This window comes from uncultured Anaerotruncus sp., from assembly GCF_902490045.1.
Classification (GTDB): domain Bacteria; phylum Bacillota; class Clostridia; order Oscillospirales; family Ruminococcaceae; genus Anaerotruncus.
In genome coordinates this window covers 1-1,722 of sequence record NZ_CABUCJ010000209.1, presented here as the reverse complement: position 1 = coordinate 1,722, position 1,722 = coordinate 1, and the positions used below count along the sequence as shown (strand labels likewise).

Here is a 1,722-nt window from a genome sequence, read left to right as displayed (position 1 = left end):
TTCTTCCGTCGACTTCTTGGGCGAGCAAGAAGTCGACCCGCCTGCCGGGGCGGGACCCGGCAATTCCTGCCACCGGCCTCTGGGCGGAGCGCCTACTCCGCCCGCCTGGGGTTCTCGGTCAGGCCGAGCAGATAGTCGGTGGAAACGCCGAAGTAGTCGGCAAGAAGTACCAGCCGCTCCAGCGAGGTTGTTTTCTGTCCGCGTTCCATATCGCTGATCTGCGTACAAGAGACTTGCAGGAGCTTAGCAAGATCAGCTTGGGATATAGTGCGTTTCGTTCTGAGAGTACGAATTCTCTGCCCAAAAGTTTTTTTGTCCAACATAGAAAAATCCCCTTGACAATTAAGCTTAAAGCTAATATAATAAAATTAAGCTTAAAGCTAAAAAATCTTTTTTACCATAAACATTATTATATCATATGAGGAGGGCTTGCGCCATGCAATCAGAAGAATTTGATCAATATTTGAACGCAATGTACGAACGGGCGCACAGGCAGTTCCGGGAGAGCGGGGAGGGCCGCCTCCTGCGGGAACGGTCGGCCCGCTGCGAGGAGGACTGCATGCTCAATTTCCATCCCGGCGACCATATCTATATTACCGATTTGTTGGCGGCGCTCGCCGACGCGGAGGGCGCGGAGGCGGCATTCCTCTACCGGAGGGGATATATCGACTGCATGGAATCCCTGAAACAGTTGCATGTCCTCTGAAAAAGGTGTATAATTCCCCCGTCTGAAAGGGGTTTTGACAATGGAAGTGACTGTAAGAAAGTACGCTGACGCCGATCTCCCGGCGATGACCGCCATCTGGAACGGAATCGTCGAGGAGGGAAACAGCTTTCCGCAGGACAAGCCCTTCACGGAGGAGGAGGCGCGGGAGTTCTTTTCGGCGCAGTCCTTCACCGGGGTTGCCGAAGCGGATGGAAAGGTGCTGGGGCTCTATATCCTGCATCCCAACAACGTGGGGCGCTGCGGGCATATCGCAAACGCGTCCTACGGCGTTTCGCCCGGGGCGCGCGGGCTCGGCGCGGGGGAAAAGCTGGTGCGCCATTCGCTGGAGATGTGCCCGGCGTGCGGGTTCGTGGGACTCCAGTTCAATGCAGTCGTCTGCACCAACACCGCGGCGATCAGGCTCTATGAGCGCCTCGGATTCGAGCACATCGGCACGACGAAGAACGGCTACCGGCTCAGGGACGGCAGCTACGCGGACCTCTTCCTGTTCAATAAGCCGCTCATTTAAAAGAAAAGCCCCCTCCCGCCGCAGGCGGGAGGGGGCTTTTGCGTTGCGGCCGTCGCGCCGTCGAGGGGCAGGGCGCTGTGCCTGCGCCAAAAGTTTTTGGGGGTTCTAAGGGGGGATTTTTTCAAAAATTCCCCCTTAGTCGAGCTCCGCCGCGCCGGTATAGAGCTGGTAGTAGCGGCCGTGCAGGGCGAGCAGGTCGTCATGGCTGCCGCGCTCGATGATCTCACCCTGTTCGAGCACCATGATGGCGTTCGAGTTGCGGACGGTCGAGAGGCGGTGGGCGATGACGAAGGTGGTGCGGCCCTCCATGAGCCGGTCGAGGCCGTGCTCGATGTGGCGCTCGGTGCGGGTGTCGACCGAGCTGGTCGCCTCGTCGAGGATGAGGATGGGCGCGTCGGCGCAGGCGGCGCGGGCGATGTTGAGCAGCTGGCGCTGGCCCTGGCTGAGGTTCGCGCCGTCCCCCTCGATCACCGTTTCGTAGCCGTGG

At 59.2% G+C, this 1,722-nt stretch carries 4 protein-coding genes; 2 read left to right on the top strand and 2 right to left on the bottom strand.

What is annotated here, in order from left to right; genetic code table 11:
- Positions 1-92: 92 nt before the first annotated feature.
- Entirely contained in the window at positions 93-323 is a 231-nt protein-coding gene (locus tag RDM88_RS12785; protein ID WP_308755206.1) for a helix-turn-helix transcriptional regulator, read from the bottom strand.
- A 113-nt stretch (positions 324-436) separates the two neighbouring features.
- On the opposite strand from RDM88_RS12785, the gene RDM88_RS12780 reads away from it, so the two are divergent.
- On the top strand, positions 437-706 hold the full coding sequence (locus tag RDM88_RS12780; protein ID WP_308755205.1) for a hypothetical protein: 270 nt from the start codon (positions 437-439) through the stop codon (positions 704-706).
- A gap of 40 nt (positions 707-746) precedes the next feature.
- Positions 747-1,235, top strand: coding sequence for a GNAT family N-acetyltransferase (locus RDM88_RS12775; RefSeq protein WP_308755204.1), 489 nt, complete (start codon positions 747-749; stop codon positions 1,233-1,235).
- A gap of 135 nt (positions 1,236-1,370) precedes the next feature.
- Here the strand turns inward: RDM88_RS12775 and RDM88_RS12770 are convergent.
- A partial coding sequence (locus RDM88_RS12770; RefSeq protein WP_308755203.1) for an ATP-binding cassette domain-containing protein occupies positions 1,371-1,722 on the bottom strand: 352 nt, incomplete at its 5' end.

Coding starts and splice junctions, on each gene's coding strand:
- RDM88_RS12780 (WP_308755205.1), top strand. CDS start 437: ATGCAATCAGAAGAATTTGATCAATATTTGAACGCAATGTACGAACGG.
- RDM88_RS12775 (WP_308755204.1), top strand. CDS start 747: ATGGAAGTGACTGTAAGAAAGTACGCTGACGCCGATCTCCCGGCGATG.
- RDM88_RS12785 (WP_308755206.1), bottom strand. CDS start 323: ATGTTGGACAAAAAAACTTTTGGGCAGAGAATTCGTACTCTCAGAACG.